Annotated in this window: 1 pseudogene; it reads right to left on the bottom strand. The window is 62.5% G+C overall.

Annotated elements, in window-relative coordinates:
- Positions 1-253, bottom strand: a pseudogene (locus C1876_RS17455) (putrescine carbamoyltransferase); the annotation flags it as partial.

The following is a 253-nucleotide window of genomic DNA, read 5'->3' as shown; positions in this document are numbered from 1 at the left end:
TCTCGTGGCCGCCGAGCTGGATGGTGCCCGGGCCGAAGAACTGCGCGTGGCCGCCCAGGTCGGTCATGGCCGTCTCGAAGGAGATGCGGGTGCGGGTGGACACCTGCTGGAAGATCATGCCGAGCGTTTGGTCCTTGAGGATCAGCGGGTAGCGGCCGCCCTCCTTGATCATGGTCTTCATGGAGCGGGCCAGCTCGATCATGTCGAGCAGCTCTTCTTTGGTGAAGTCGTTGGTGTCGATGTAGTCCTTCAC

Origin of the sequence: Eggerthella sinensis, from assembly GCF_003339815.1 — a bacterium.
Taxonomy (GTDB): Bacteria; Actinomycetota; Coriobacteriia; order Coriobacteriales; family Eggerthellaceae; genus Eggerthella; species Eggerthella sinensis.
Note: the sequence above shows the minus strand (reverse complement) of the source record. Positions and strands in the feature narration are given on the sequence as shown.